Annotated in this window: 23 protein-coding genes and 1 pseudogene; 12 read left to right on the plus strand and 12 right to left on the minus strand. The window is 71.5% G+C overall.

Annotated elements, in window-relative coordinates; genetic code table 11:
- Positions 1 to 78: 78 nt before the first annotated feature.
- Positions 79 to 957 carry an alpha/beta fold hydrolase gene (locus ACWD2L_RS23335; protein ID WP_451191122.1) on the plus strand — a complete coding sequence of 293 codons (879 nt, stop codon included), beginning with the start codon at positions 79 to 81 and terminating at the stop codon, positions 955 to 957.
- Here the strand turns inward: ACWD2L_RS23335 and ACWD2L_RS23340 are convergent.
- Positions 948 to 1,973 (minus strand): SDR family NAD(P)-dependent oxidoreductase, encoded by a 1,026-nt coding sequence (locus ACWD2L_RS23340; RefSeq protein WP_451191125.1) that lies wholly within the window; start codon positions 1,971 to 1,973, stop codon positions 948 to 950. The two genes, ACWD2L_RS23335 and ACWD2L_RS23340, sit on opposite strands and share 10 nt — an antisense overlap.
- Positions 1,970 to 3,160, minus strand: coding sequence for a UDP-N-acetylglucosamine--N-acetylmuramyl-(pentapeptide) pyrophosphoryl-undecaprenol N-acetylglucosamine transferase (locus tag ACWD2L_RS23345; protein WP_451191128.1), 1,191 nt, complete (start codon positions 3,158 to 3,160; stop codon positions 1,970 to 1,972). The genes ACWD2L_RS23340 and ACWD2L_RS23345 overlap by 4 nt, the downstream gene beginning before the upstream one ends.
- A 63-nt stretch (positions 3,161 to 3,223) precedes the next feature.
- Between ACWD2L_RS23345 and ACWD2L_RS23350 the strand changes: the two genes are divergently transcribed.
- Together ACWD2L_RS23350 and ACWD2L_RS23355 are read left to right on the plus strand one after the other, a co-directional pair.
- On the plus strand, positions 3,224 to 3,931 hold the full coding sequence (locus ACWD2L_RS23350) for a response regulator transcription factor (RefSeq protein ID WP_451191131.1): 708 nt from the start codon (positions 3,224 to 3,226) through the stop codon (positions 3,929 to 3,931).
- A 71-nt stretch (positions 3,932 to 4,002) separates the two neighbouring features.
- The gene (locus tag ACWD2L_RS23355) at positions 4,003 to 5,370 is read left to right on the plus strand and encodes a HAMP domain-containing sensor histidine kinase (protein ID WP_451191134.1); all 1,368 of its coding nucleotides are present in this window, start codon (positions 4,003 to 4,005) and stop codon (positions 5,368 to 5,370) included.
- A 26-nt stretch (positions 5,371 to 5,396) separates the two neighbouring features.
- Here ACWD2L_RS23355 and ACWD2L_RS23360 read toward each other — a convergent pair whose 3' ends face one another.
- Positions 5,397 to 6,509: a mandelate racemase/muconate lactonizing enzyme family protein gene (locus tag ACWD2L_RS23360; RefSeq protein WP_451191138.1), complete on the minus strand. Its 1,113-nt coding sequence runs from the start codon at positions 6,507 to 6,509 to the stop codon at positions 5,397 to 5,399.
- Between the two features lie 202 nt (positions 6,510 to 6,711).
- On the opposite strand from ACWD2L_RS23360, the gene ACWD2L_RS23365 reads away from it, so the two are divergent.
- A complete protein-coding gene (locus ACWD2L_RS23365; RefSeq protein ID WP_451191141.1) occupies positions 6,712 to 7,512 on the plus strand; it encodes an IclR family transcriptional regulator in 801 nt (266 codons plus the stop codon).
- Between the two features lie 105 nt (positions 7,513 to 7,617).
- Complete coding sequence (locus tag ACWD2L_RS23370; RefSeq protein WP_451191144.1) at positions 7,618 to 8,247, plus strand: GntR family transcriptional regulator; 630 nt, start codon at positions 7,618 to 7,620, stop codon at positions 8,245 to 8,247.
- Between the two features lie 37 nt (positions 8,248 to 8,284).
- Here ACWD2L_RS23370 and ACWD2L_RS23375 read toward each other — a convergent pair whose 3' ends face one another.
- A complete protein-coding gene (locus tag ACWD2L_RS23375) occupies positions 8,285 to 9,109 on the minus strand; it encodes a carbon-nitrogen hydrolase family protein (RefSeq protein ID WP_451191146.1) in 825 nt (274 codons plus the stop codon).
- 37 nt (positions 9,110 to 9,146) lie between these two features.
- Positions 9,147 to 10,496 (minus strand): MFS transporter, encoded by a 1,350-nt coding sequence (locus tag ACWD2L_RS23380; protein WP_451191149.1) that lies wholly within the window; start codon positions 10,494 to 10,496, stop codon positions 9,147 to 9,149.
- Positions 10,497 to 10,661: 165 nt separating this feature from the next.
- Here ACWD2L_RS23380 and ACWD2L_RS23385 point away from each other — a divergent pair, with 165 nt between their 5' ends.
- Positions 10,662 to 11,348: a DUF2848 domain-containing protein gene (locus ACWD2L_RS23385; protein WP_451191152.1), complete on the plus strand. Its 687-nt coding sequence runs from the start codon at positions 10,662 to 10,664 to the stop codon at positions 11,346 to 11,348.
- A gap of 2 nt (positions 11,349 to 11,350) precedes the next feature.
- Here ACWD2L_RS23385 and ACWD2L_RS23390 read toward each other — a convergent pair whose 3' ends face one another.
- The gene (locus ACWD2L_RS23390; RefSeq protein ID WP_451191154.1) at positions 11,351 to 12,439 is read right to left on the minus strand and encodes a glycoside hydrolase family 76 protein; all 1,089 of its coding nucleotides are present in this window, start codon (positions 12,437 to 12,439) and stop codon (positions 11,351 to 11,353) included.
- Positions 12,440 to 12,733: 294 nt separating this feature from the next.
- On the opposite strand from ACWD2L_RS23390, the gene ACWD2L_RS23395 reads away from it, so the two are divergent.
- From ACWD2L_RS23395 to ACWD2L_RS23405, 3 genes are all read left to right on the plus strand, one after another.
- A complete protein-coding gene (locus tag ACWD2L_RS23395) occupies positions 12,734 to 13,729 on the plus strand; it encodes a DUF998 domain-containing protein (protein ID WP_451191157.1) in 996 nt (331 codons plus the stop codon).
- Between the two features lie 95 nt (positions 13,730 to 13,824).
- Positions 13,825 to 15,348, plus strand: a complete 1,524-nt coding sequence (locus ACWD2L_RS23400; RefSeq protein ID WP_451191160.1) for a catalase — start codon at positions 13,825 to 13,827, stop codon at positions 15,346 to 15,348.
- Positions 15,349 to 15,475: 127 nt separating this feature from the next.
- Positions 15,476 to 16,456 (plus strand): L-threonylcarbamoyladenylate synthase, encoded by a 981-nt coding sequence (locus tag ACWD2L_RS23405; RefSeq protein WP_451191189.1) that lies wholly within the window; start codon positions 15,476 to 15,478, stop codon positions 16,454 to 16,456.
- A 4-nt stretch (positions 16,457 to 16,460) separates the two neighbouring features.
- On the opposite strand, the gene gap is transcribed toward ACWD2L_RS23405, so the two are convergent.
- Together gap and ACWD2L_RS23415 are read right to left on the minus strand one after the other, a co-directional pair.
- The gene (gap, locus tag ACWD2L_RS23410) at positions 16,461 to 17,459 is read right to left on the minus strand and encodes a type I glyceraldehyde-3-phosphate dehydrogenase (protein ID WP_451191163.1); all 999 of its coding nucleotides are present in this window, start codon (positions 17,457 to 17,459) and stop codon (positions 16,461 to 16,463) included.
- Positions 17,460 to 17,567: 108 nt separating this feature from the next.
- A complete protein-coding gene (locus ACWD2L_RS23415) occupies positions 17,568 to 18,524 on the minus strand; it encodes a GlxA family transcriptional regulator (RefSeq protein ID WP_451191166.1) in 957 nt (318 codons plus the stop codon).
- Positions 18,525 to 18,707: 183 nt separating this feature from the next.
- Here ACWD2L_RS23415 and ACWD2L_RS23420 point away from each other — a divergent pair, with 183 nt between their 5' ends.
- Both ACWD2L_RS23420 and ACWD2L_RS23425 read left to right on the plus strand, forming a co-directional pair.
- Positions 18,708 to 20,270, plus strand: a complete 1,563-nt coding sequence (locus ACWD2L_RS23420) for a FadD3 family acyl-CoA ligase (RefSeq protein WP_451191169.1) — start codon at positions 18,708 to 18,710, stop codon at positions 20,268 to 20,270.
- 218 nt (positions 20,271 to 20,488) lie between these two features.
- Positions 20,489 to 20,830 carry an STAS domain-containing protein gene (locus ACWD2L_RS23425; RefSeq protein WP_451191171.1) on the plus strand — a complete coding sequence of 114 codons (342 nt, stop codon included), beginning with the start codon at positions 20,489 to 20,491 and terminating at the stop codon, positions 20,828 to 20,830.
- Positions 20,831 to 20,880: 50 nt separating this feature from the next.
- Here ACWD2L_RS23425 and ACWD2L_RS23430 read toward each other — a convergent pair.
- From ACWD2L_RS23430 to ACWD2L_RS23445, 4 genes and pseudogenes are all read right to left on the minus strand, one after another.
- Positions 20,881 to 21,078: pseudogene (locus tag ACWD2L_RS23430) on the minus strand (pentapeptide repeat-containing protein); the annotation flags it as partial.
- Complete coding sequence (locus tag ACWD2L_RS23435; protein ID WP_451191174.1) at positions 20,988 to 21,401, minus strand: VOC family protein; 414 nt, start codon at positions 21,399 to 21,401, stop codon at positions 20,988 to 20,990. The gene ACWD2L_RS23435 and the pseudogene ACWD2L_RS23430, both read right to left, overlap by 91 nt.
- A complete protein-coding gene (locus ACWD2L_RS23440; RefSeq protein WP_451191177.1) occupies positions 21,398 to 21,982 on the minus strand; it encodes a dihydrofolate reductase family protein in 585 nt (194 codons plus the stop codon). The genes ACWD2L_RS23435 and ACWD2L_RS23440 overlap by 4 nt, the downstream gene beginning before the upstream one ends.
- A gap of 82 nt (positions 21,983 to 22,064) precedes the next feature.
- On the minus strand, positions 22,065 to 22,922 hold the full coding sequence (locus ACWD2L_RS23445; RefSeq protein ID WP_451191180.1) for an SDR family oxidoreductase: 858 nt from the start codon (positions 22,920 to 22,922) through the stop codon (positions 22,065 to 22,067).
- A gap of 137 nt (positions 22,923 to 23,059) precedes the next feature.
- On the opposite strand from ACWD2L_RS23445, the gene ACWD2L_RS23450 reads away from it, so the two are divergent.
- Positions 23,060 to 23,398 carry a winged helix-turn-helix transcriptional regulator gene (locus ACWD2L_RS23450; protein ID WP_451191192.1) on the plus strand — a complete coding sequence of 113 codons (339 nt, stop codon included), beginning with the start codon at positions 23,060 to 23,062 and terminating at the stop codon, positions 23,396 to 23,398.
- The last annotated feature ends 91 nt before the right edge of the window (positions 23,399 to 23,489 follow it).

Genomic DNA, 23,489 nt, shown 5'->3' on the forward strand with positions numbered 1-23,489 from the left:
CTTGGGCGGACCAGGTTAGTTCCCTACCGTGAGGTTGTCACCATTCCTCACCACCCCTTTCACTCCTGGAGTCCCTCCGTGCCCGAACTCCGCCGCGTCCCCGTCAACGGTGTCGAACTCAACGTCGCCCTCGCCGGTTCCGGTCCGGCCGTCCTGCTGCTGCACGGCTTCCCGCACACCTGGGAGCTGTGGACGGACGTCATCGCCGACCTGTCGGACCGCCACCGCGTCATCGCCCCGGACCTGCGCGGGTTCGGCGCGAGCGGCCATGCCGCATCCGGGTACGACGCGGGCACCCTGGCCGAGGACGCGGCGGCGCTGCTCGACGCGCTCGGTGTGTCCTCGGCCTCCGTGGTGGGCATCGACGCGGGCGCCCCGCCCGCGTTCCTCCTCGCCCTGCGCCGCCCCGGCCTCGTCCGCCGCCTGGTCGTCATGGAGTCCCTGCTGGGCCGACTGCCCGGCGCCGAGGAGTTCCTCGCCGGCGGTCCGCCGTGGTGGTTCGGCTTCCACTCCGCCGCGCCCGGCCTGGCCGAGACCGTCCTGGAAGGCCATGAGGCCGAATACGTCGACTGGTTCCTGCACGCCGGCACGCTCGGCGACGGGGTGCGACCGGCCGTCCGGGACGCCTTCGTCCGCGCGTACACCGGCCGCGAGGCATTGAGCCGCGCGTTCTCGTACTACCGGGCCCTGCCCGAGAGCGCGGCCCAGATCGACGAGGCGGTCACGAAGACCCGCCTGACGGTGCCGACGATGGCGTTGGGCGCACACCCCGTCGGCACCGCACTGGAACGCCAACTCCGCCCCGTCACGGACGATTTGACGGCACACCTCATCGAGGACTGCGGCCACATCATCCCGCTGCACCGACCGGGCGCCCTGCTCGCACTGCTGCGTCCGTTCCTGGCCGGTGAGGCTGCTGTGGCTCAGACTGCGAATCAGACCGTGGCTCAGACCTGATAGCGGTCCGCCGCGAACAGGTGGAGGTTCTCCGCGACCCAGTCGGAGGTGCGGCGCAGCCCCTCCTCCAGGGGGACCTCCGGCTCCCAGCCGGACCACTCGCGGGCGCGGGAGTTGTCGGAGAGCAGGCGGTGCACCTCGCTGCCGGACGGTCGCAGTCGGCTCCGGTCGACGACGACCTCGGCGTCCCGGCCCGAGGCGTTGATCAGGGCCTTGGCGAGGTCCCCGATGGCGATCTCCTGGCCGGTGCCGAGGTTGACGCTGTGGCCGAGCGCCGCGTCGCAGGCGGCCAGCGCCAGGAAGCCGCAGGCGGTGTCGGTGACGTAGGTGAAGTCGCGTGTCGGGGTGAGGGAGCCGAGCTTGATCTCGCGGCGTCCGGCGTGCAGTTGGGCGAGAATCGTGGGGATGACGGCGCGGGCCGACTGCCGGGGACCGTACGTGTTGAACGGGCGCACCACCGTCACCGGCAGCTCGAAGGCGTGCCAGTGCGACAGGGCCATCATGTCCGCCCCGATCTTCGAGGCGGAGTACGGGGACTGCGGCTGGAGCGGGTGCGCCTCGCTGATCGGAGCGGTGAGGGCGGTGCCGTAGACCTCGCTCGTGGAGGTGTGCACGAGGCGGCGCACCTGGTGGCGGCGGCAGGCCTCGGCCACGTTCTCGGTGCCGACGACGTTGGTCTGCACGTAGGCGCCGGGCGAGTCGTAGCTGTAGGGGATGCCGATGAGTGCGGCGAGGTGGAAGACGGTGTCGCAGCCCTCGACGGCGTCCATGACCCGACCGGCGTCCCGTACGTCACCGGCGATCATCTCGACGGGCCCGTCGGCGGCGCCGAGGTGGCGGGCGAGGTTGCCCTTCTCCCCGTACGGCTTGTAGTGGACGAAGGCGCGGACCTTGGCCCCGCGGTCGACGAGGAGGTCGACGAGGGTGGAGCCGATGAACCCTTCGGCCCCGGTGACGAGGACGGTGCGGCCGGTCCAGTCGAAGTCGGCAGTGGTGGAGCGGGAGTTGGGGGTCATATGGCGATCTCCGTGTGGGACGTGGGAAGGGTGGGTTGAGTGAGGGGGTGGCCGGCCAGGCGCAGGACGTGCGCGGCCAGCAGGTCGGCCGCCTGCCCGTGCCGGCCGGGGTGTGCGGCGGCCGACATGGCCGCCAGGCGGGCCGGTTCGGCGAGCAGTGGCCCGACGAGTGCGGCCAGCCGGTCGGCGTCCGTCTCGGCGTCGGGCAGCAGGAGCCCCGCGCCGACGTCGGTGAGGACCCGCGCGTTGTGGGTCTGGTGGTCGCCCGGCGCGTAGGGGTAGGGCACAAGGACGGCGGGGGTGCGGGTGGCGGCGAGTTCGGCGACGGTCGCGGACCCCGCGCGGCAGACGGCCAGGTCGGCGGCCGCGTACGCCAGGTCCATGCGGTCCAGGTAGGGCACGGCGGTCGCCACCCGGTCGCCGCCGGTCTCGGCGAGCCGCCTGCGGACGTCGTCCAGGGTGGCGGGCCCGGTCTTGATCAGCAGGTGGACGCCGGGATGGTCGCGCCACCGCCGGGCGAGGTCGGCGGCGGCCGCGGTGAGGCGGGCGGCGCCGAGGCTGCCGCCGTTGACGAGCAGGAGCCGTCCGTGGACCGGGACTCCCAGTGCCCGGCGGGCGTCACCTTGCAGCCGGGGTCGGTCGAGGGCGGCGAGTTCCGAGGCGATCGGCATGCCCACCACGTCGGCGTGCCGGCTGCCCGCCAGATGCGCCCGGCTCTCCTCGAAGGCCAGGGTGATCTGGTCGGTGAGCAGCGCGGCGAAGCGGTTGGCCCGGCCGGGCACCGCGTTGGACTCGTGGATGACGCTGGGAAGACCGGCCATCCGCGCCCCGACGATCACGGGGGCGCTCGGGTAGCCGCCCATGCCGACGGCGACCTGTGCCCGCTGTGCTCGCAGGACCGACTTGGCCTGGGTGCCGGATTTGAGCAGCGCGGCGGGCAGCAGGTACCGCCGGGCGCCGAGGGACGGGTCGAAGGGGATCATGTCGACGGTGTGCAGGCGGTACCCGGCCGCCGGAATGAGCCGGGTCTCAAGGCCTCGCTCGGTGCCGACGAACGAGATCTCGGCATCGGGCACGGCCCGCCGCAGCGCGTCGGCCAGCGCGAGTCCGGGATAGATGTGTCCACCCGTGCCGCCCGCGCCGATCACCACCGAAAGCCGGCCATGGGATGTTCGCTGTGTCCTCATGGCCGACACACTGCTGACCCGCTCTAAGAACTTTCTAAGACCAGGTTTTGGCAGGCTGTGACCATGAACGCGGCCGACGGGTGCACGAACGCACCGAAGGTTCTGGTGGTCGATGACGAGCCGGAGGTGCGGTACGCCGTCGAGGACGGACTCACCGTCGAGGGCTACGAGGTGCGCGGCGCGGAGGACGGCATCGCGGCGCTCTCCGCCCTCGCCGCCTGGGAGCCCGACGCCATGGTGCTCGATGTCATGCTCCCGGGCATGGACGGCCTCGCGGTCTGCCGCCGCCTGCGGGCGCTCGGCGACCGCACGCCGGTCCTGGTGCTCACGGCGCTGGGCTCGGTGAGCGAGCGGGTGGACGGCCTGGAGGCGGGCGCCGACGACTACCTGGTCAAACCGTTCGCCCTTGACGAGCTGGTGGCACGGATCCGGGCACTGTTGCGTCGCACGGCCGCGCCCGAGGAGTCGGTGACGACGCTGGGTTTCGCCGACCTCGTCGTCGATACGGCCAGCAGGAGCGGACGGCGCGGGACACGCGTCATCGAGTTCAGCCGCACCGAGTTCTCCCTGCTCGAACTGCTCCTCCGCCATCCGGGACAGGTGCTCCCCCGCGAGACCATCATGGAGCGGGTGTGGGGCCGGGACTTCGGCCCCGACTCCAACTCCCTTGCCGTCTACGTCGGTTATCTGCGCCGCAAGTTGGAAGCCGAGGGCGAGCCGCGGCTCGTCCACACGGCGCACGGCGTCGGCTACCGGCTGGACCTGCCATGAGCACTCAACCCGTGAGCACTCCACCGCAGTCCCCGCGTCAGGCGAGGGGCGGGCGTCGTCATGCCCGTTGGATGCGCCGCCGCCCTCTGCGCACCCGGCTGACGCTCGCCGCCTCCGCGGCCGTGGCCGCCGTGGCCATCGGCCTGTGCGCGGGCAGCTTCGTAGTGATCCGCCATCAACTGCTGCACCAGCTCGACCTGCACCTGACGCAGTCCGCGCGGCTCGCCACCCAGCAGTACGCCCATGAGCCCTCGGGTGTGGTGCAGGGCCAGTGCCGCTACCTCGCCGCCCCGGCCTGCGCCCAACTGGTCCCCGCGCGGCCCGCCGACGACCCCGCCAAGCCGTACCTCCTGCCGGTCAACGGCTCCACGCGCGAGGTGGCATCCGGCGACCGGGGGCCGTACTACAGCGAGCTGACGCTGGCCGGTCACCGGGCCAGGATGCTCACGACACCGCTGCCCGAGGGACGCGCCCTCCAGGTCGCGGTGCGGGCCGACACGGTGGACCGGGGTGTCCGCCAGGCCGCGGTGCTGCTCGGCGGCATGGGGGTGGCCGGTGTGCTGCTGGCCGGCGCGCTCGGTGCCTGGGTGTCGCGTACGGGACTCGCACCTGTCAGCCGACTCACCGCCACCGCCGAACGCATCGCCGCCACGCGCGACGCCCGGCACCGCATCGAACTGCCGCCGGAACGCGCCGGGCGGGACGACGAGATCACCCGCCTCGCCGCTTCCTTCAACACCATGCTCGACGAGTTGGAGAAGTCCGTCGGCGCGCAGCGGCGTCTGGTCTCGGACGCCTCCCACGAACTGCGCACGCCGCTGACCGCGCTGCGCACCAACGCCGAGCTGCTCACGAAGAGTTCGCGCCTCAGCGACACTCAGCGCGAGCGCGCGGCCGGCGCGCTGAGCCGCCAGTTGCGCGAGGTCACGCTGCTGGTCAACGACCTGGTCGAGCTGGCGCGCAACGAGGAGCCGGACCCGCTGATCGAGGAGGTCAGGCTCGCGGACATCGTGGCGCACACCGTCGAGACGGCACGCGGCCACTGGCCGGCCACCCCGCTCGTCCTCTCGATCGCCCCCGAGGCACGCACCGCCACCGTCGCGGGTGTGCCGGCCCGGCTGGCCCGGCTGCTGTCGAGCCTGCTGGACAACGCGGCCAAGTTCAGCCCGCGGGACCGCCCCGTCGAGGTCACCCTCACCGCCGCCTCCGCCACCTTGGAGCTGACCGTCCGCGACCACGGCCCCGGCATCTCCGAACAGGACCTGCCCTACGTCTTCGACCGCTTCTACCGCGCCCGCAGCGCCCGCGCCCTGCCCGGCTCCGGCCTCGGCCTCGCCATGGCCCGCCAGATCGCGCTCGCCCACCACGCCGACCTCGTCGCCGAACCCGCGGCGGGCGGCGGCGCCCAGTTCCGCCTCACGATCCCGCACACCTCGTGACGTACGGGACCGGATCGGCCCCGGGGTCAGCCGATCCGCCACCGCTCCACGGCGTCCTCGTCCAGCTCGACACCGAGGCCCGGCGCGTCCGGCACCCGGACACACCCGTCCGCGTCCACCCGCACCGGCTCGGCGAGCATGAAGTCGCGCCGCTCGGGGGTCCAGCCCGGCGGGTCGAAGGGGAACTCGAAGTACGGGCCGCCGCCGACACCCGCCGAGACATGCAGGTTCGCCAGGACACCGATGCCGTTGGTCCAACTGTGCGGAGTGAAGTGGCGGTGCTTGAGGTGGGCCACCTCGGCCAGGGTGCGCGCGCGGTGCATGCCGACGGCCAGGACGACGTCCATCTGGTAGACGTCCAGCGCGTCCTCTTCGAGGTAGCGCAGCAACTCGGTGGTCGAGTGGTGCATCTCCCCCGCCGCGATGCGTACGCCCGGGTTCTCGGCCCGCAGCCGCTTGAAGCCTTCGATGTCCGCGTACGGCAGCGGTTCCTCGACCCAGAACACGTCCAGTTCGGCGAGGCGCGCGACGGTCTTGCGCGTGTGTGCGAGGTCGGTCGCGTTCGCCGTGTCGCCGGCCATCCGCCAGGACTGGTTGAGGTCGACCATGATGTCGAAGTCCTCGCCCAGCTCCTCGCGCACCGCGCGTACGGCCGCGATCCCCTCGCCCACCCGGTCGCGGTCGATGCGTATCTTCATCGCCCTGAACCCGGCTTCACGCACCTTCAGGGCGGTGGCCACGCGCTCCTCCGGAGACTTCAGCTCCGCCGACGAGGCGTAGGCGGGCAGGCGCTTGGTGGCGTTGCCGAACAGCTCGGACACGGGCCGGCCGTGCACCTTGCCGACGATGTCCCACAGGGCGGCTTCGAGCGGCCAGTAGTGGCCGCCGTGGAAGTTCGCCGTCTCGATCGCCTTCACGTGCCGGGAGATGTGCAGCGGGTCCCGGCCGATGAAGAGGTGGCGGAAGGCATCGAAGCCGTCCATGGTGTCTCCCGAGCCGATCCCGGTGACACCCTCGTCGGTGTGCACCCGCACGATGGTCGCGTCGAAGTGCCGCCGCGGGTCCGGGTCCCAGGCCGCGCGGAGCGGTGGGTCGAGTTCGAGCCGCAGGCGGTCGAGCGTGATGTCCGTGATCTTCATGGGTTGCTCCCTGGGCGCGGCGCACCCCGGTGTGCGCGTAGATTGGCACGCCGACATCGAGGTGGGTACGTGCTGGTGAATCAGGCTGCGAGGGCCGTCCGGTCCACCGTAGGCAGGGCCCTGACCAGGGGCAATGAATCCCGGCGGATCGCAATGCGGGTTGCGGTACGGACAACCGGCGGGCAGCTGTCCGGGGCCCGGCGTGGCTGACGTGCCCGCGCGGGGTGTCGCACGCCGCGGCCTCTCCCGCGATCTGCGGCTGCTCGACGTACTGGCCCTGCACGAGGCGGAACACGGGCGGGGGCTCGGGGTGGTGGAACTCGCCGCGCGCTCGGGCCGGGAGAAGAGCCAGGTCTCGCGGGCGCTCAAGGCGCTCGCCGAGGAGGGTGTGGTCGAGCGCGACGCCGACACCATGGAGTACCGGCTCGGCTGGCGGCTGCTCTCCCTCGTGGCGCGCACCGCCGAGAACCGCCTGGTCCGGGTCGCGTCCCCTGTCATGCGCCGGCTGGCGGAGGAGGTCGAGGAGACATGTCATCTGTGTGTCCTCAGGGACGCCGAGGTGCTGACCCTGCTTTCGGTCTCCGCACACGACTTCCGCGCACACGGCTGGGAGGGCAGGGGCGTGCCGGCCGCGCGCACTTCCGCGGGGCGCGTGCTGCTGCTCGACGCGACACCCGACGAACTGTATGTGCGGCTCGGTATGGGCGACCTGTCCGACGGATTCGACGGCTCCCTCGTGCACACCGTCCAGGAGCTGTGGCAGCGCGTCCAGGAGGCCCGGCAGCGCGGATTCGCCGAGGTGCGCGAGGAGTTCGAGTCCGACCTCGTGGGTGTCTCGGCCCCGATCCGCGACGTCCGGGGCAGGATCGTGGCCGCGTTGAACATCGGCGCTCCCGCGGACCGGCTCGCCGATCGACTGCACCGCACCGGCCGGGCCACCGTCGCCGCGGCGGACCGGGTCTCGGCGGCACTGGGGTGGGAACGGCCGAAGCGGGTGTGTTGAGCACCAGTTGGGGTCTGCCCCACGCCCCGCACTTCTTCTCCACCCCGTGGTAACTTCCGTATACAAGTTGTATGCGATTCAGGTCCACGGTCCACGGGAGCTCACATGGCGACGTCCGGCAGGGAGAAGGCGTACGCCTACCTGAAGGGGACGGTGCTCACCGACCCCGAGATGCAGGGCGAGTTCCTCTCCGAGCAGGAGATCGCGGACCGCATCGGCGTCTCCCGCACCCCGATCCGCGAGGCCCTGCTGCTGCTCGCCGCCGAGGACCTGGTCGAGATGGTGCCCCGGCGCGGCGCCCGCGTCTCCCGGCTGACCGGGCGGCAGATCACCGAACTGATGGAACTGCGCGGCATGGTGGAGCGGTACGCGGCGGAGCAGGTCATCAAGGCGGGCCGGGTGCCGCTCGACGAGCTGGGTGAACTCCTCGACCGGCAGCGCGGGTTGAGCGGACCCGAGGACGCCAAGGAGTTCATCGCCATCGACCACCGCTTCCACGCGACGATCGTCTCGGCCGTCGGCAACGGCCTGCTGGACCGGCACTACGACGGACTGCGCAGCCGCCAGGTAAGGGCGGGCGTCGTCGCCCTCTACAACCAGAGCGGCAGGCAGAAGTCGGTCATCGACGAGCACAAGCTGATCCTGGACGCGCTCGCCGCCGGCGACGCGGACGCGGTGGCCGCCGCGATCGACAGCCACTTGGAGTCGACGCTGAAGGTGCTGCTCGCCGGGTGACCCGGGGGGGGCGCCCCGTGGGCCGCCCCCGTCCGCGTCACTTCGGGTACGTGATCACCGCGTCGTCGCGCCCGAGCCTGCGATTGGCCAGTACGGAGGTCTTCTCGCGCACCCGGTCGACCTCGGCGACGTCCAACTCCGCGACGATCAGGCCCGGTTCGGCACCCAGGCTCTCCCGTACGGTGCCGTCCGGGCCGACGAGCATGCTGTGGCCGATGCCCGTCGGGGCCGTGCCGGTGACACCGATACCGCTCGCCGCCGGGTCGGCCTGACCGACGGCCGCGACCCACACCGTGGCGTCAAGGGCCCGGGCCCGTACGAGGAGTTCCCACTGCTCGCGCTTGCCGGGGCCCGCGCCCCAGGACGCGGGCAGCAGCGTGGCGACGGCGCCCGCGTCCGCGTGGGCCCGGAAGAGTTCGGGGAAGCGCACGTCGTAGCAGGTGGCGAGGCCGAGGCGGACGCCGTCGACGTCGATGGTGACCACCCGCGTCCCGGGGGCGACGGTGTCGGACTCCGCGAAGCCGAAGGCGTCGTAGAGGTGGATCTTGTCGTAGGTCGCCTCGACGCCAGGACCGGTCGCGAGCAGGGTGTTGGTGACCCGCCCGTCGTCGGCCGGGGTGAACATCCCGGCGACGACGAGGATGCCCGCCGCCTCGGCGATGGCCCGCAGCCGGTTCGCCCACGGCCCGTCGAGCGGCTCGGCGAGCGGGCCGAGCTTCGTGCCGAAGCAGGCCATCGCCGCCTCGGGCAGGACGACGACGCGGGCGCCCGCGTCCGCCGCGCGCCGCGCCTGCTCCTCGATGAGGTCGAGGTTCTTGGCCGGATCGGGCCCGGTGGTGAGCTGGCTCAGGGCGATGCGCATGAGGTGTCCCTTCTGATGAGGCGGTAGGTGTGACGGTTCAGGCGGTCGCCTGCGCGACCAGTTCCGCGTCCTCGTCCGTGGCCGCCTCCGCGTCGCGGCCCAGCAGGAGCCCGGCGACGGTGACGACCGCGGTGACGGCCACGTAGATCGCGAGCGGCACCCAGCTGTCGAACGAGCCGAGCAGCGCCGTGAACAGCAGCGGAGCGATCGCGCCACCGATCAGACCGGCCAGCGTATACGCGAGCGAGGACCCCGTGGAGCGCAGCCGCGGCGAGAACTGCTCGGCGATGAAAGCGGCCTGCGGGCCGTACATCAGCGAGTGCAGGACCAGCGCGACGATCACACCGAGGACCAGCAGCCCCCATGAGCCGCCGTCGACCATGCCGAAGAAGATGAACGGCCACACACCGGCGCCGACGGCCGAACAGCCGTACAGCAGCCGCCTGTTGACCCGGTCGGACAGGGCGCCCGCGAGCGGGATCAGGAAGATCTGCAGCGAGGAGCCGATCAGTACGGCGGCCAGCGCGGACCCCCGCGACATGTCCAGCTCGTCGGTGGCGTAGGTCAGCACGAACACGGTGAACAGCGCGTACAGCACGTCCGGGGCGACGCGGGAGAGGATCGCCGCGAGCAGGGCGCGGGGCCGGCGGGTGAGCACCTCGCGCACCGGAGCCTCGGGGCGGGTCTGCTCGGCCGCCATCGCCTTGAAGACCGGGGTCTCCTCCAGCTTCACGCGGATCCACAGGCCGAATCCGACCAGGACGCCGGAGACCAGGAAGGCGACGCGCCAGCCCCAGGAGAGGAACTGGTCCTCGGTCAGCAGCGCGCCGAGCGCCGCCAGAACGCCGTTCGCGAGGAGGTTGCCCGCGGGCGGTCCGACCTGCGCGGCGGAGGCGAAGAAGCCGCGCTTCTTCGGGTCGCCGAACTCGCTGGAGAGCAGCACGGCGCCGCCCCACTCGCCACCGACGCCCACGCCCTGCGCGAACCGCAGCACGACCAGCGCGACGGGTGCGGCGGCGCCGATGCTGCTGTGGGTGGGCAGGAGACCGATCAGGAACGTGGCCGCGCCGATCAGCACGAGCGTTGTGATCAGCACCTTCTTCCGGCCGATCACATCGCCGAGCCGCCCGAAGACGATGCCGCCGAGCGGGCGCGAGACGTAGCCGACGGCGTACGTGGAGAAGGCCAGCAGGGTGCCGGTGAGCGGGTCCTCGGACGGGAAGAACAGGTCGCCGAAGACCAGGGCCGACGCGGCGGAGTAGACCGCGAAGTCGTACCACTCCAGGGCGGTGCCGGTCAGGCTCGCGAAGAAGGCCCGGACGAGACTGGAACGGTTCGGGGTGACGACCGGTGCGGCGGCCGGGCCGCTTGGGGAGTCTTGCAGCATTTCGGTCCTCGGTTCGGGGGCTTCGACGGTCGGGGGCCCGTCGATGTTCGGGGAGACATCGACCTTCCGGCATACTTCTTGTATACAGGTCGTATGCGCAAGCCCTGAACGGGAAGTTAACCGCTTCGCAACCGTCCACCCTGCCCTCACCCCCCGGAGATTCCCATGACGCCGCTCACCTTCGAACTGCCCGACGGCTCCACCCGCGACGTGGACGTCGTCCAGGTCCTCAACGCCGGCTACGCCGGGCGCAGCCAGGACGATGTCGCCGCGCACGTCGCAGAGCTCGCCGAACTCGGTGTGCCCGCGCCGACCACGACCCCGGCGCTGTATCCGATCTCCCCCTACCTCGCGCAGCAGACCGAGCGGGTCGCCGTGCAGCACGGGCGGACCTCGGGCGAGGCGGAGTGGGCGCTCGTCGTGGCGGCTGACGGCGAGCTGCTGCTCACGGCCGCGTGCGACCACACGGACCGCGAGCTCGAGGTGCACGGCGTGGCCTGGAGCAAGAACGCGAGCCCGGACGTCCTGGCCCGCCGCGCCTGGCGCCTCGCGGACGTGACGGACCGCCTGGACGACCTGACGCTGCGCGCCTGGGTCACGGTGAAGGGCGAGGAGTCCCTGATCCAGGACGGCACGCTCGCGGAGCTGCTCACGCCGTCCTACTGGGCCGACGTGCTGCGCGGGCGCGGCGAGCTGCTCCCCGGCACGGTGCTGATCTCCGGCACCATCCCGATGGCCGAGGGCGTCGACCAGTTCGGCGACGCGTGGCGGGTGGAACTGGCCGACCCGTCGACCGGTGACACCATCACGCTGGCCTACGCGGTGACACCACTGCCGGTGCCGATCGGCTGAACTCAGTAGAGGGCGGCCGTCAGCGCGTCGAGCGCGCTGTGCTGGCGGGCCGCGTCGGCCTTGTCGAAGGGGCCGTTCCAGTGGAAGCCGTAGTAATTCCCGCTGCGGTCAAGGGAGTTGAGCACGTCGGCCTGGCGGTCGATGAAGGCGGAGTACGGGTGGCCGGGAAGGGTGCGGTTTAGCGCGCCGAGACCGCGCATGTACGCGCCCTTGAAGGACGGGCCGTCGGCGCCGCCGTCCGTGTCGTCGTCGTTGGGCTCGGAGAGGATCCCGTCGGGCGCGAGCAGCGGCGAGGCGGCGACCGCGTCCGCGATCTTGCGGCCCTGTACGAGGACGGCGTTGGAGCCGGTGGCCTTGTGGAGCTCGACGAGGCCACCGAGGATGACGCCCTGGTTGTACGACCACGTGGTCGACTCACCCGTGTTGACGCACGCGTCGTTGAGGCCGTCGTTGATGAGGTTGTCCTTGTTGATGAGCTTCTTCGCCTTGAACCAGCCCCAGACGCTCTGCGCCCGCCCCAGGTACGTCGAGTCGCCGTCGAGGCGGTTGTGGATGCCCGCGGAGAGGGTGATGAACAGTTCGTTGGTGATGCTGTTCTTGTACTTGTGCTCGTAGTTCCACCACACGCCGCCGCCACAGGTGTCGTCGTGGTGCTTCCACATGTGGTCGGCGTCGGCGATCGCCGTGTCGAGGTAGCGCGTGTCGCCGGTGAGGTCGTACGCCCGCAGCCAGGCAAGGCCCCACCAGCCGGTGTCGTCGAGGTACTCGTTGCGGAACCGGCCGTCCTTGGCGTCGACGTTCTTCTCGTAGATCCGGTCGGCGATCTTCTTGATGTCGTGGCCGCCCGTGTCGCCGGGGGCCTGCCAGAAGTCGAGGAGCGCCTGGAGGTCGTTGGCGTTGTTCCACCAGCCGGTGCTCTCGAAGGCGCCGGTGTCCTGGTTCCACCAGGTCATCAGGCCGTCCACGGCGTCCGCCGCGTCCTGGTGCCGGTCGGCGCGCGGGGCGGCGGTGGCGGGGCCCGCGGCCAGCAGGCTCAGGCCGAGGGTGGCGGCGGTCAGGAGGAGGGAGAGCCTTCTTGTACGGGTGCGCATCGTGCGGTCCCTTCGGAGAGGCGGAACTGACCGGCGCCCGAACCTCTCTGACATCGTTGTCAGAGTGCGATCCGGTAACTCGGTGCTCCGAGAACGTAACCGGGCGCCATTTTCACCGTCAACCCTGGTGCGACACCCGGCACTTGTGACGACGGGATGCTCGCCGCATCCGCCCAAAGTCGCTCCGCGGCCTACGTTCGGATATTTGTGACCGCACGCCCGTAGCCACTCGGCCATCCGGGCCCACCGCTCGGCCGACGCGCGGGCGGAGGCGGTGTCCGTAGCGTCGACGGCATGAGAAACAGCTTGCCGGCGGTGGGGCTGTTCTTCCTCGCGCCGCTGGTCGGGGAAGCACTCCTCGGCGCCACCTCCCTCGACGCCCTGGCGCTGCTGCCGGTCCTCGCCCTCCTCTACGGCAGCGGGGCCCTGCTCATCCGCGAACTCGTCCGCAGAACCGGGCGCGGCTGGGGTTCGATCCTGCTGCTGGGCGCCGCGTATGCGCTGCTCGAAGAGGGTCTGCTGGACCAGATGCTGTTCAACGCCGACTACTCGGGCAACTACGACATGGTCACCGTGACGCCCATCCCGCTGGTCGGCACCGGCGCCTACGGCCTGATCTCCGTCCTGGCCGTGCACGCACTGTGGAGCATCACCGTGCCGATCGCGCTCATGGACGCCCTCGTCCCGGACCGCGCGGCACGCCCGTGGCTCGGAAGGACCGGGCTCACCGTCACGGCCGTACTGCTGGCCCTGGGGGTCGTGATCGTCGGCTGGGGCAGTTACGACGAGAGCGGCTTCATGGCCCCTTGGCCGTTGCTGGCCGGCACGGCCGCCGTGGTGGCCGTGCTTGTCGCCGCCGCGTTCCTGATCCCCCGCCCGCGCGCCGGGCTCGGCTCCCGCGGCGCGCCCCGTCCGCTGTTCGTCGCGGTCGCGTCGTGCGCGGCCACCAGCGCGTTCTGGCTGGTGCTTCAGCCGAGCTGGGCGGGTGTGGCCGCCGCGCTGGCGATCGCCTTCGTGGCGGCGGGCCTTGTCCACCACTGGGCACGCGCGCGTGGCTGGGCGCCCACCCACACCTTCGCCCTGGCCGCGGGCGCCACGCTGACCTACGTCTGGGTCGGCTTCGGGCAGACCCCGGATCAGGGCTCGGCCGGCACCGTCAACCTCGTCGGTCACATCCTCCTGTCCTTCGCCGCCGTCGCCTTTCTCTGTGTCGGGTCACGACGAGTGGGTACCCACTCCGCCGGGGCGGCCCGAATGGCCGTGTCCGAACGGAAGACGCAGCATGGGTGATGTCGTCGGTTTGCCCGGTGTGCCGTTCCGGATGCGGCTCGCACACCGCAGGCGCCGCGCCGTAGAGCGACCCCGTCGAAAGGCACGCGCAGCTCATGAGTGACGAGACAGCCAAAGCGACCACCACGGATGCCGGCGTTCCGGTCGAAAGCGATGAGCACTCGCTCACGGTCGGGGCCGGTGGCCCGATCCTCCTCCAGGACTCCTATCTGATCGAGCAGATGGCGCAGTTCAACCGGGAGCGGATCCCGGAGCGGCAGCCGCACGCCAAGGGCAGCGGCGCCTTCGGCCACTTCCAGGTCACCGCCGACGTCAGCCCGTACACCAAGGCCGCGGTGTTCCAGCCGGGGACGCGGACCGAGCTGGTGACCCGGTTCTCCACGGTCGCCGGCGAGCGCGGGAGCCCGGACACCTGGCGCGACCCCCGCGGGTTCGCGGTGAAGTTCTACACGTCCGAGGGCAACTACGACATGGTCGGGAACAACACCCCGGTCTTCTTCGTGAAGGACCCGATGAAGTTCCAGCACTTCATCCGGTCCCAGAAACGCCGCGCGGACAACAACCTCCGCGACCACGACATGCAGTGGGATTTCTGGACGCTGTCGCCCGAGTCAGCGCACCAGGTCACCTGGCTGATGGGCGACCGCGGCATCCCCCGCACCTGGCGTCACATGAACGGCTACACGTCGCACACCTACATGTGGATCAACGCCCAGGGCGAGCGGTTCTGGGTGAAGTACCACTTCAAGACCGACCAGGGCGTCGAGTGCTTCACCCAGCACGAGGCGGACCAGATGGCCGCGGCCGACACGGATTACCACACGCGGGATCTCTTCGAGCACATCCGCGACGGGGAGTTCCCGAGCTGGACTCTGTACGTGCAGGTCATGCCGTACGACGACGCGCCGGGGTACCGCTTCAACCCGTTCGACCTGACCAAGGTGTGGCCGCACGCCGACTATCCGCTGGTCGAGGTCGGCAAGATGACGCTGGACCGCAATCCGACGGACAACCACGCGGAGATCGAGCAGGCGGCGTTCCAGCCGAACAACCTGGTCCCCGGCATCGGCCCGAGCCCCGACCGGATGCTGCTCGGCCGGCTGTTCTCGTACGCCGACGCGCACCGCCACCGCATCGGCGGCAACTACCAGCAGCTGCCCGTCAACGCGCCGGTCGTGCCCGTGAACACGTACACGAAGGACGGCGCCATGGCCTACCGGAAGACCGCGGATCCGGTGTACGCGCCGAACTCCAAGGGCGGCCCGGCGGCCGACACCGACCGCTACGGCACACCGCCCAGCTGGTACGCGGACGGTGACATCACCCGCGCCGCCTACGTCGACCACGCGGAGGACGACGACTGGGGTCAGGCGGGCACCATGGTGCGCGAGGTGCTCGACGACGCCGCGCGCGACCGGCTCGTGGACAACGTCGTCGGTCATCTGCTCAACGACGTGAGCGAACCGGTGCTCGAGCGCGCCTTCGAGTACTGGTCCAACATCGACTCGTCGATCGGTCGGCGCATCAAGGACGGGGTGCGGGCCAAGGCCGACGAGAAGGACCCCAAGGCCGCGCAGCAGGCCAACCCCGCGCGCAGCAGCATGCAGGACAAGGCCTGAGTGAACTCGTGGGCGGGGGGCGCTCCCCCGCCCAGCGGGCACGACCGTGCGCACCGGTGGACCTGATTGCGCTGTTCCGGGCGCCGGGTCGTAATCTGCGATCGTGAACGAGAAGGACAACGCAAGGCTGACGGCCCCCGTCCGCGACATCGACATCGAGAAGGCGGTCGGTGTGCTGCGCGGCGGCGGCCTCGTCGCTCTCCCCACCGAAACCGTGTACGGCCTGGGCGCCGACGCCGAGGACCCCGCCGCCGTCGCCCGCATCTTCCAGGCCAAGGGCCGCCCGCCCAACCATCCGCTGATCGTCCACATCGGCGGCGCCGAGCACCTGGCCGACTGGGCGGAGGACGTGCCCGAGGCGGCGCGCCTGCTCGCGGAGCGCTTCTGGCCGGGGCCCCTCACGCTGGTCCTGCGGCGCGGTAACCGGGTGCCCCTCGACGCCACCGGTGGGCTCGAGACGGTGGCGCTGCGGGTGCCCGACCACCCCGTCGCGCTGGAGCTGCTGGGCGCCTTCGGCGGCGGCATCGCGGCCCCGTCCGCCAACCGGTTCGGCTCGGTGAGCCCCACCACTGCCGACCACGTCCGCGCCGAGCTCGGTGACGGCGTCGACTTCGTGCTCGACGGTGGCCCCTGCGAGGTCGGCGTCGAGTCGACCATCGTCGACGCCACGAGCGAGTCGCTGAGCATTCTGCGGCCGGGCGGTGTGACGCGCGAGGACCTCGAAGCGGCGCTGGGACGCCCCCTCGACGTTCCCTCCACCAGCCAGGTGCGGGTGCCGGGCCAGCATCCCTCGCACTACGCGCCGAACGCGCGCGTCGTCCTCGTCGACCCCGAAGAGATCGTCTCCGAGACGGACCGCGCGCGCGAACTCGGCCACCGGGTGGGCGTGTTCGTGCCCTCCGCCCTCGCCGACACTCCGGTGCGGGCGCACGCCACGATCGCCGTCCCCGCCTCACTGGACGCCTACGCGCGCGGCCTCTACGGCTGCCTGCGCGAACTCGACCAGCAGGGCTGCGACCTCATCCTCGTGTCGCTGCCGGCGCCGGAGGGCATGGGCCTCGCGATCGCCAACCGGCTGCGCCGCGCGGCCGGGCCCCGGCCCGCGTAGGCGGTCAGCGGTCGGCTAGGAGTTGGAGCGTGTCGATCACGCGGTTCGAGAAGCCCCACTCGTTGTCGTACCAGGCGACCACCTTGATGTGGCGGCCGTCGACGCGGGTGAGGGCCGAGTCGAAGATCGACGAGGCGGGGTTGCCCACGATGTCGGACGACACGAGCGGGTCCTCGGAGTACTCGAGGACACCGGCGAGAGGGCCCTCGGCCGCGGCGCGGTAGGCGGCCAATACCTCGTCGCGTGTCACGTCGCGGGCGACGGTCGTGTTCAGTTCGACGATCGAGCCCACCGGTACGGGGACGCGGATCGAGTCGCCCGACAGCTTGCCTTCGAGGTTCGGCAGGACCAGGCCGATCGCCTTGGCGGCGCCGGTCGTGGTCGGCACGATGTTGACCCCGGCGGCGCGGGCGCGGCGGGCGTCGCGGTGCGGGCCGTCCTGGAGGTTCTGCTCCTGCGTATAGGCGTGCACCGTCGTCATGAACCCGTGCTCGATACCGGCGAGTTCGTCGAGGACGGAGGCGAGCGGGGCGAGCGCGTTGGTGGTGCAGGAGGCGTTCGAGACGATGGTGTGCACGGCCGGGTCGTAGGCGTCGGAGTTGACGCCGTACGCGAGCGTGACATCGGCGCTGTCCGACGGGGCGCTGACGAGAACCTTCTTCGCGCCCGCGTCGAGGTGGGCGCGGGCGGCCTTGGCCGAGGTGAAGCGGCCGGTGGCCTCCAGGACGAGGTCGACGCCGAGTTCGGCCCACGGCAGTTGCGCCGGTTCACGCTCGGCAAGGACCTTGATCCGCCGGCCGTCGACGACGAGGGTGTCCCCGTCGGCGGTGACCGGGCGTCCGAGGCGTCCCGCCGTGCTGTCGAAGGCGAGCAGCCGGGCGAGCGTGGCGGGCTCGGTGAGGTCGTTGACGGCGACGACCTCGAGGTCACTGTCGCGCTCCAGCAGGGCGCGCAGCACGTTGCGGCCGATGCGGCCGAATCCGTTGATGGCGATGCGAGTCATGAATGGTGTCCCTTCCGTTCACCACCAGGCTCGCTCGCGGCCCGTCCCGCTGACAGTGGCGGAATCGCCAGGGTTCAAAAGGATCCCGCCAGCCCGTGTTCAGGGGTCTCACTCACCGGGCGTGAAGGTGCGCCGATACTCGCTCGGTGTGGTGCCGAGGATGCGCTGGAAGTGCAGCCGCAGATTCGCGCCCGTGCCGAGCCCGACGTCGGCCGCGATCTGTTCGACACCGCGCTGCGAGCGTTCGAGCAGTTCGCGGGCCAGATCGATACGGGCGCGCATCACCCATTGCATCGGTGTGCAGCCGGTCTCGTCGACGAAGCGCCGGGAGAAGGTGCGCGGGGACACCCCGGCCTGCCGCGCCAGTATGTCGAGGGTGAGGGGTTCGCCGAGCCGGTGCAGCGCCCATTCCCGGGTGGCGGCGAAGCGTTCACCTAGCGGCTCGGGGACGCTGCGCGGCACGTACTGGGCCTGGCCGCCGCTGCGGTAGGGCGCGGCGACCAGGCGGCGGGCCGCGTGGTGGGACGCGGCCACTCCGAGGTCGCCGCGCAGAATGTGCAGGCACAGGTCGATGCCGGAGGCGGCGCCTGCCGAGGTGAGCACGCTGCCCTCGTCGACGAACAGCACGTTCTCGTCGACCCGGACGAGGGGGTGCCTGGCCGCGAGGGCGCGCGTGTAGTGCCAGTGCGTCGTGGCGCGCTTGCCGTCGAGCAGCCCGGTGGCGGCGAGCGCGAAGGCGCCGGTCGAGATGGCGGCGAGCCGCGCGCCCCGGTCGTGGGCGGCGAGCAGTGCCTCGACGACGACCGGCGGCGGTTCCTCACGGTCCGGAAACCGGTAGCCCGGTACGAAGACGATGTCGGCCCACGCGAGCGCCTCGAGGCCGTGGGCCACGGAGTACGCGAGTCCGTCGCCGCCGGTCACGAGTCCGGGCGCCGCTCCGCACACCCGCACCTCGTACGGCATGCTCGCGCGCGTCGTGAACACCTGCGCGGGAATCCCGACATCGAGCGGCTTCGCGCCCTCGAGCACGAGGACGGCGACACGGTGCGGACGGGAGGCTGACACAGGAGGAGGGTACGCGGGAGTCGCCACGACGTAGGTCAGGCCGTAGCTCCGCCCGCTTCGCGTCAGCGGCGGCATGCGCCGTTCCCGGTCAGCGGGAACAGCCACTACGCCCGCCCCTCCCCGTGGCACGCTCCGACCTTCTGATGCTCTGCACTGCCACGGCGACCGGGAGGACGACAACACATGGGCGGCCCGCACACCTTGGCCCGTCTCGCCGACTGGGCGGCCGACACCCACGGCGACGCGGAGGCCCTCACGTTCCGGGGGACCCGCTGGACGTTCCGTACGCTGCGCGAGCAGGTGGACCGGGCCGCGCGGGCCCTGATGGCGCAGGGGCTGCGGCCCGGCGAATCGGTCGGGGTCTGGGCGACCAACAGTGACCGGTGGGCGATCGCCGCGCTGGGCGCACTCGCCGCGGGCGGCGTCCTCGTCCCGGTCAACACCCGTTACCGCGCCGCGGAGGCCGCCGACATCCTGCGCCGCGCACGCGCCCGTGTGCTCCTGACGGAGCACGACTTCCTGGGCCGCGACTACCGTGCCGAACTCGCGGACGGCCATGAACTGCCCACGCTGGAAAGGGTGGTGGCCCTGCACGACGACAGTGAGTGGGCCACGTTTCTCGCCTCCGGCGACGCGGTCACCACCCGCGAACGCGTTGAACGGTCGGCGGCCGTGACCCCGGACGCACCGAGCGACCTGCTGTTCACCTCAGGCACCACGGGCCGCCCCAAAGGCGTGATCGGCGAACACGGACAGGTGGTGCGGGCCTCCCGGGACTGGGCGCGCACGGTGACCCTGCAGTTCGGCGACCGGTATCTGCTGGTCAACCCGTTCTTCCACACGTTCGGCTACAAGGCGGGCTTCGTGGCCTGCCTGTTGACGGGGGCGACGGTGCTGCCGGAGCCGGTGTTCGACGCGGCCCGGGTCCTGGAGCGGATCGAGCGCGACCGTGTCTCCGTGCTCACGGGCGCGCCGACTGTCTTCCTCTCCCTGTTGAACCACCCGCGGCGGCCCGACCACGACCTGTCCTCGCTGCGCATGGCGGGCACCGGCGCGTCCAACATCCCCACCAGACTCATCGAGCAGATCCGTGAACTCGGCGCGCACACCGTGTTCACCGCGTACGGGCTCACCGAGACGAACGGCTTCGCCACCATCTGCCCGCCCCACGAGGGCGCGCACACCCTGGCGCACACAGTCGGGCAGGCCATGCCCGGCACCGAGATCCGTATCGACGCCTCGGCCGGCCGGTTCGCCGACGGCGAGGGCGAGGTCCTGATCCGCGGCTACCAGGTGATGCGCGGATACCTCGACGACCCGGACGCCACGGCCGGCACGCTCGACTCCGAGGGCTGGCTGCGCACCGGGGACGTCGGACGCCTCGACGAGCGCGGCTTTCTGACGATCACCGACCGGCTCAAGGACGTGTTCCTGGTTGGCGGGTTCAACGCGTATCCGGCCGAGATCGAGCAGGCGCTGCGCGGCCATCCGGTCATCGCCGACGTGGCCGTCGTCGGCACGCCGGACGAGCGGCTCGGCGAGGTGGGCGTCGCGTACTGCGTCGCGGCGGACGGCACAGGGATCGATACGGCGGAGCTGACCGGCTGGGCGCGGGAGCGGCTGGCCAACTTCAAGGTGCCGCGCGCCTTCGTCCCCGTCGACGCGCTGCCGCACAACGCGGCGGGCAAGGTCGACAAGGTCGCGCTGCGCGAGCGGGCCCGCCGAGAGCAGCCGTCCCGGGCGTGAGCGGGCCCCCTCCCCCGCGCACCGAACGCTTCGCCATATGCCGCCGCACGCTCAGGACAGTCTGTTCACCGCCGACACCCCTGTCCACCATATGCCGCGGGCATGACCAGCCAGCAACCTTGGCATCCTTCCGCCGGTTCGGATGCCAGGACGGTGCGCTCAGTGCTTCCATGGAACATCCGACGCACCTCAAGCGGGTAGGCCGAGGAGCAACAGCCATGGGCAAGCCGACCTCACCCCTCTTCGACATCCACGTCGTCGACGCCGGAGACCTCGTCCTCCTCCACGCGCGCGGCGAACTCGACCTGGACACCGCACCCGGCCTCGACCGCGCGCTGGTCCCCTTGCACCCACGCCGCTGCGAACTCGACTTCGCCGACGTGCCGTTCACCGACTCGACCGGCATCAACCTCCTCGTGCGCCACCACCGGCTGGCCGCCGACGCGGGAGGCAGCCTGCGCCTGATCGCCGTCAGCCGGCCCGTCCGCCGGGTCCTGGACATCTCCGGCACGGCCGGCCTCCTGCTCGCCACACCCCCACCGGGCACCGCCGGCGGCTGAGCCGGACGGGGCGCGCGCTTCAGCACGACGCCGTGAGCCGTCGACGGGCACAGCAGCGCGCGGCACAGGTCGGCGCCGGAAAGGTCGGCTCCCGACAGGTCTGCCCCATCTGCAGGACCAGGCGCACCGTGTGGCGGGTTTCCGGGACCGGGGCCGCTCAGGAGAAGGTCTCGGCGGTGATGCCGTCGGGACTTTCGGGCGGCCACTCCACCAGCTCGATGCGGTAGCCGTCCGGGTCGGTGAGCCATGACGTCTTGGGGCCTTCGGGGCCGCCCGGATACTCGACCGGTCCCGGCTCGAGGCCCGCGTCGGTCAGCCGTTCACGGGTGGCGGCCAGCGCGTCCACCTGGACCGCGAGGTGGTCGAAACCGGTGCCCACGTCGACGGGTCCGGCGGCGGGGCGGTGGACCAGTTCGAGCGAGGCCGCCGGTTCGTCGGGGAAGTGCAGGATCACGAGGCGCCCCGCGTCACCGGCCCGGACCCTGCCCAGCTCTACGTAGCCGAGGGCCGAGTAGAAGTCGAGCGAGCGGTCCAGGTCGGTGACGCGGTAGGAGACGAACAGTGTCTTCACGCGGCCCCCTCGGCTCGTCGCACCCGGTAGCGCAGGTGCGTGACGTCGCGGTCCTCGAGGCGTCGGACGAGGTCGAGTTCGATGTGGTCCCCGCCGAGGTGGTCGAACAGTCGTCGGCCGTCCCCGAGGAGGACCGGGACCAGGTGGATCTCCATCTCGTCGAGCTGCCCGGCCCGCAGGAGCGCCTGGGCCGCGCCCGCCCCATGGACCATGACAGGCCGGTCCCCGGCGGCCGCGCGGGCCCGCCGCGCGCAGTCCTCGACGTCGGTGACGAACCGTGCGTGACCAGGTGGCACGTCACCGGCCTCGACCTGGTGGGTGAGGACGTAGATCGGCACCCCGTCATGGTGGTCGCCCTGCCACCGCCCGGCCAGTTCGAAGGTCCGACGGCCGGAGATCAGCGCGCCGGTCGCCAGCGCCTCCCGGTAGACCTGTCCGCTGGGGCCGTCGGACTCCCGGTCGTCGAGCCAGTTGAAGAGACGGCCACCGGAACGGCCGAGCTCCTGACCCGGTCGATCGTCCGGACCGGCGATGCAGCCGTCGAGCGACATCGACATGTACAGGCGAATCGGATTGCTCATGGACCGGCCTCCCTGCTGTCACAGGGGAGGACTCCGGGCAACGGGCAGACTCATCGCCCCGGCGGACCACCTCCCGAGGGCCCTACCTCAGCGCGTCGGCGACGGCGTCGGCGATCGGCGTGGTGGGCCGGCCGATGAGGCGTGCCAGGTCGCCGTTCCGGTGCGCGAGCAGTCCCTTCTCGATCGCGGTGTCCACGCCCACGAGGATGTCGGCGAAGGGGGCGGGCAGCCCGGCGCCGAGCAGGATCTCCCGGTTCTGTTCGGGCGTCACGGCCCGGTAGACGATCTCCTTGCCGGACTGCCGCGCGACCTCGGCGGCGTACTCGGCGAGCGACCACGCGACGTCGCCGCTCAGCTCGTACGCCTTGCCCTCGTGGCCCTCGCCCGTCAGTACGGCGACGGCGGCCGCCGCGAAGTCGGCGCGCGAGGCGGAGGCGATCCGGCCCTCGCCCGCGTTCGCCACGACGGCGCCGTGCTCCAGGACCGGGGCCAGGTTCTCGGTGTAGTTCTCGTGGTACCAGCCGTTGCGCAGAAACGTGTACGGCAGGCCGGAGTCGAGGATCGCCTGCTCGGTGGCCTTGTGCTCGGCGGCCAGTTCGAAGTCGGCGTCCGGGCCGCCGAGCACTCCGGTGTAGCCGAGGAGTTCGACGCCCGCCGCCTTCGCCGCGTCGATCACTGCCTGGTGCTGGGCGACGCGCTGGCCGACCTCGCTGCCGGAGACCAGCAGCACGCGGTCGCCCGCGCGGAAGGCGTCCGCGAGCGTCTCGGGGTGGCTGTAATCGGCGACGCGCAACCCGATCCCCCGGCCCGCGAGGTCCGCGGCCCTGCCCTTGTCGCGCACGACGGCGACAACCTCCGAGGCGGGGACACCCGCGTCGAGCAGTCCCGCGACGACCAGGCGGCCGAGCTTTCCGGTGGCTCCGGTAACGATGTAGCTCATGTCTCATATCTCCTTGACCAGTGGTTCCTCTTCACCGTAAGACTGGTACTGAGAATTCGTAAGTACCCACTTTGAAGTAAGGTACTGGTGTGCAGGTAAGCAGAGTGCGGCAGTGGACGGCGACGCCGGCCGAGGGCATGTGTCCGCAGCGCCTGGTCCTGGAACATGTCACCAGCCGGTGGGGCGTTCTCGCGCTGCTAGCGCTGGAGGAACGCTCGTACCGGTTCAGTGAGCTGCGCCGGGAGATCGGCGGCGTCAGCGAGAAGATGCTCGCGCAGACGCTGCAGACCCTGGAGCGCGACGGCGTCGTCCACCGCGACGCCAAGCCCGTGATCCCGCCCCGCGTCGACTACGCACTCACCGACCTCGGCCGCGAGGCCGCCGCGCAGGTCCGCGCGCTCGCGGACTGGACGGATCGACGCCTGCCCGAGGTGACGGCGGCACGCGAGGCGTACGACGAGACGAAGCAGGCCTAGGGCGTGTTTCGAAAGTAGCGTCGTCCGCCCGGAGGGCGGGCCTCGCGGGGTCTGGTGCGTGCGATCGCAAGGCGCCGGAATGGTCTCGTAG

It is taken from the genome of Streptomyces sp. NPDC002754 (assembly GCF_053592315.1).

What these genes read in the sequence shown, in the direction of transcription:
- ACWD2L_RS23340 (WP_451191125.1), bottom strand. Translation starts at nt 1,973, where the DNA reads ATGACCCCCAACTCCCGCTCCACCACTGCCGACTTCGACTGGACCGGC.
- ACWD2L_RS23345 (WP_451191128.1), bottom strand. Translation starts at nt 3,160, where the DNA reads ATGAGGACACAGCGAACATCCCATGGCCGGCTTTCGGTGGTGATCGGC.
- ACWD2L_RS23350 (WP_451191131.1), top strand. Translation starts at nt 3,224, where the DNA reads ATGAACGCGGCCGACGGGTGCACGAACGCACCGAAGGTTCTGGTGGTC.
- ACWD2L_RS23355 (WP_451191134.1), top strand. Translation starts at nt 4,003, where the DNA reads ATGCGCCGCCGCCCTCTGCGCACCCGGCTGACGCTCGCCGCCTCCGCG.
- ACWD2L_RS23360 (WP_451191138.1), bottom strand. Translation starts at nt 6,509, where the DNA reads ATGAAGATCACGGACATCACGCTCGACCGCCTGCGGCTCGAACTCGAC.
- ACWD2L_RS23370 (WP_451191144.1), top strand. Translation starts at nt 7,618, where the DNA reads ATGGCGACGTCCGGCAGGGAGAAGGCGTACGCCTACCTGAAGGGGACG.
- ACWD2L_RS23375 (WP_451191146.1), bottom strand. Translation starts at nt 9,109, where the DNA reads ATGCGCATCGCCCTGAGCCAGCTCACCACCGGGCCCGATCCGGCCAAG.
- ACWD2L_RS23380 (WP_451191149.1), bottom strand. Translation starts at nt 10,496, where the DNA reads ATGCTGCAAGACTCCCCAAGCGGCCCGGCCGCCGCACCGGTCGTCACC.
- ACWD2L_RS23385 (WP_451191152.1), top strand. Translation starts at nt 10,662, where the DNA reads ATGACGCCGCTCACCTTCGAACTGCCCGACGGCTCCACCCGCGACGTG.
- ACWD2L_RS23390 (WP_451191154.1), bottom strand. Translation starts at nt 12,439, where the DNA reads ATGCGCACCCGTACAAGAAGGCTCTCCCTCCTCCTGACCGCCGCCACC.
- ACWD2L_RS23395 (WP_451191157.1), top strand. Translation starts at nt 12,734, where the DNA reads ATGAGAAACAGCTTGCCGGCGGTGGGGCTGTTCTTCCTCGCGCCGCTG.
- ACWD2L_RS23400 (WP_451191160.1), top strand. Translation starts at nt 13,825, where the DNA reads ATGAGTGACGAGACAGCCAAAGCGACCACCACGGATGCCGGCGTTCCG.
- gap (WP_451191163.1), bottom strand. Translation starts at nt 17,459, where the DNA reads ATGACTCGCATCGCCATCAACGGATTCGGCCGCATCGGCCGCAACGTG.
- ACWD2L_RS23420 (WP_451191169.1), top strand. Translation starts at nt 18,708, where the DNA reads ATGGGCGGCCCGCACACCTTGGCCCGTCTCGCCGACTGGGCGGCCGAC.
- ACWD2L_RS23425 (WP_451191171.1), top strand. Translation starts at nt 20,489, where the DNA reads ATGGGCAAGCCGACCTCACCCCTCTTCGACATCCACGTCGTCGACGCC.
- ACWD2L_RS23440 (WP_451191177.1), bottom strand. Translation starts at nt 21,982, where the DNA reads ATGAGCAATCCGATTCGCCTGTACATGTCGATGTCGCTCGACGGCTGC.
- ACWD2L_RS23445 (WP_451191180.1), bottom strand. Translation starts at nt 22,922, where the DNA reads ATGAGCTACATCGTTACCGGAGCCACCGGAAAGCTCGGCCGCCTGGTC.
- ACWD2L_RS23450 (WP_451191192.1), top strand. Translation starts at nt 23,060, where the DNA reads ATGTGTCCGCAGCGCCTGGTCCTGGAACATGTCACCAGCCGGTGGGGC.